Origin of the sequence: Kineococcus glutinatus (assembly GCF_039542765.1) — a bacterium.
Taxonomy (GTDB): domain Bacteria; phylum Actinomycetota; class Actinomycetes; order Actinomycetales; family Kineococcaceae; genus Kineococcus_A; species Kineococcus_A glutinatus.
Genome location: NZ_BAABIL010000013.1, coordinates 1 through 2,265, shown reverse-complemented (window position 1 = coordinate 2,265; position 2,265 = coordinate 1). Strand labels below are relative to the sequence as shown.

Below are 2,265 nucleotides of genomic sequence, written 5' to 3'. Positions count from 1 at the left end.
CGGGGGTGCGCGCCCTGGCCGATCCGGACTGGCGCTGGCTCGCCGCCGCGGTGGCGCTCGGCGTCGGCTCGATGCTGCTGTACGCCCGGATGCAGCTCGTCCTGCTGCGCGGTGCCGGGGTGGCGACCCGGTACCGGAAGGTCGCGGCGCTGGGTTTCGCCGCGCACTCCCTCAGCATCACCCTGCCCGGGGGCGCGCTGTTCTCCACGGCGCTGAACTTCCGGGTGATGAGCCGCTGGGGGGCCTCCGGCGCGGTGGCCTCCTGGGTGATCGCGGTGAGCGGGGCGCTGTCGGCGACGGCGCTGGCCGTCATCGGCGTCGTCAGCGGCGTGCTCCTCGGCACCCGCGGCGAGCTGCGGGACGTGGCCGTGGCGCTGCTCGCCGTGGCGGCGCTGCCGCTGGGCGCGTGGGTGCTGCGCTCGCGCCCGGAGGTGGGCCAGCTCGCGGGACGGCTGGTGGCGGCGCTGGCGCAGCGCGTGGGGCGGGGGGACCCGGAGCAGGCGCACCGGCGGGTGCTGCTGGGGTTGCAGCAGCTCGGCGAGCTGCGGGTGGGCCCGCTGGTGTGGCTGCGGGCCAGCGGGGCGTCGCTGGTGAACTGGGTGCTCGACGCCGCCTGCCTGGCGATGTGCATCCGGGCGGTGGGCGGCGAGGAGGTCCCACCGGCGGGGCTGCTGCTGGCCTACACCGCGACCATGGCGGCGGCCAGCTTCAACATCGTGCCCGCGGGTCTGGGCGTGGTCGACGCCACCCTGTCGGTGGGCCTCGCGGCCGCCGGCCTGCCCGCCCACACCGCCGTCGCCGCGACGGCGCTGTACCGGCTCACCACCCTCGGCGTGATCGGCGGGGCGGGCTGGGTGCTGTGGTGGTGGCAGCGGCGCCGCCGCGAGCTCTGAGGTCGCGGCCGGGCCCGGCCGGCCGGGCCCGTCGCGGGATCAGGCCGTGTGGCGGACGGTCTCCACCTGCGCGTTGCGCATGATGCCGACGACGTTGCTGAGGTCCAGCTCCACGACCGCGCCGCTGCCGCTGAACCGGACGGTGCACGTGGTCTCCGTCCACGCCGCCTGCGGGAAGCGCGGGTTCGGGCCGCACTCCACGCTGCGCAGCCGGCCCTGCGGGGTGTGCGCGCGCAGCTGGTCGACCGCCTGCTGCGAGCCGTACTGCCCCATCAGGTCCGCCCGGCCCAGCAGCCAGCCGGTGGTGAAGCAGTGCGCCGCCAGCAGCACCGTCGCCTCCTTCGGGGCGAAGGCGCAGCCGGGCACGTCCGCGGCGGTGAGGGTCTGGTCGATGCGGGCACCGGTCGCCGGGGACCACTCGACGAAACCGCGCTGGAAGTTCTGCCGCTTGCCGCCGGGGATGTCGAACTCGCTGCTCGTGGGGTAACCGATGCGGCCGAGCTCCCAGCCGCGGGAGCCCCAGGCGTCGCGGATCGCGCCGCGCACCACGTGCGCGGCCTGCGGCGCCCACTTCAGCCAGTACACCGACCCGCCCTCGAAGACGTTGTACGCGCCGTCGCCGTCGGGGGTGACCACCTCGTCCGTCACGGGAAAACCCAGGGGACCGTTCTCCCAGCCGGCCCAGGCCCAGGCACCGCGGATCGCCCCGTGCACCTCGTGCGCCCCCGTGGCCGGCGACCAGTAGATCGAGCCGTGCTCGAAGACGACGTAGGCGCCGCGGCCGTTCGGCGTGCGCACCTCCGGCGTCAGCGGCTGCCCGAGGAACCCGCCGGCACCCCCCAGCGCCTCGTAGCGCACCCCGATGTCCCCGCCCACCCGGGGATCGGCCTGCGCCGGCGCGGCCCCGGCCGCCAGGGCCAGCCCGACGGCGAGCAGGCCCGCCCGCCGCAGCCCCCGTCGAACCCGCGAACCCCGTCGAACCCGTTCCAGCGCGCAGCGCAGCATCGCGAACCCCCCGGCCCCGGGCCGCCCCCCGCGGCCCGCCGGTGATCGAGCCTAGGCCGTCGCGGCGCACCGCGGGAGGGGGTTTCGCACCGGGACACCGGCCGGTCACCTCACAGCGGGTGCATGAGCTCCTCACCGCCCGCGCCCGGGGTCGACCCGCACCGTCGTGGCACCGGAGCAGGAACGCGCAGGGACGACAGGAGGACCACGGTGGAGGACCGGCAGCACGACCCGCGGCACGACGGGGTGCCCACCTACGAGGGCCGCCCGCTCGTCCGGCCCGACGAGGACGTGGAGGACCAGGGCCTGGCCTTCGACATCGCCACCCTGGTGGACCGCCGGCGGGTGCTGGGCGTCCTGGGCCTGG

At 76.6% G+C, this 2,265-nt stretch carries 2 protein-coding genes; one reads left to right on the top strand and one right to left on the bottom strand.

What is annotated here, in order from left to right; all coding sequences use genetic code 11:
* Positions 1 to 893: lysylphosphatidylglycerol synthase transmembrane domain-containing protein (locus tag ABEB16_RS01065; RefSeq protein ID WP_345710429.1), on the top strand; the 893-nt coding region annotated here is incomplete at its 5' end.
* A 39-nt stretch (positions 894 to 932) separates the two neighbouring features.
* Here the strand turns inward: ABEB16_RS01065 and ABEB16_RS01060 are convergent.
* Positions 933 to 1,898 carry an LGFP repeat-containing protein gene (locus tag ABEB16_RS01060; RefSeq protein ID WP_345710428.1) on the bottom strand — a complete coding sequence of 322 codons (966 nt, stop codon included), beginning with the start codon at positions 1,896 to 1,898 and terminating at the stop codon, positions 933 to 935.
* Positions 1,899 to 2,265: the final 367 nt, after the last annotated feature.